The sequence below is a fragment of the Bacillus proteolyticus genome (assembly GCF_001884065.1).
Taxonomy (GTDB): domain Bacteria; phylum Bacillota; class Bacilli; order Bacillales; family Bacillaceae_G; genus Bacillus_A; species Bacillus_A proteolyticus.
This window is the reverse complement of the sequence record NZ_MACH01000032.1, coordinates 1-346: the sequence shown is the minus strand read 5'-3', so window position 1 is coordinate 346 and position 346 is coordinate 1. Positions and strand designations below refer to the sequence as shown.

The 346-nt window shown below is 36.4% G+C and carries 1 pseudogene; it reads right to left on the bottom strand.

The window, feature by feature from the left end:
• Positions 1–321 (bottom strand): annotated as a pseudogene (locus tag BAQ49_RS03940) (spore coat protein); the annotation flags it as partial.
• Between the last annotated feature and the right edge of the window lie 25 nt (positions 322–346).

The following is a 346-nucleotide window of genomic DNA, read 5'->3' as shown; positions in this document are numbered from 1 at the left end:
CGGCATCATGTTTGGCATTTGGTTGTTATCCATTATTGGCATTATATTCGGCATTTGGTTGTTATCCATTATCGGCATCATGTTTGGCATTTGGTTATTATCCATTATCGGCATTACATTCGACATTTGGTTATTATCCATTATCGGCATCATATTTGGCATTTGGTTGTTATCCATTATCGGCATCATATTTGGCATTTGATTGTTATCCATTATCGGCATCATATTTGGCATTTGGTTGTTATCCATTATCGGCATCATGTTTGGCATTTGGTTGTTATCCATTATCGGCATCATGTTTGGCATTTGGTTGTTATCCATTATTGGCATTATATTCGGCATTTGG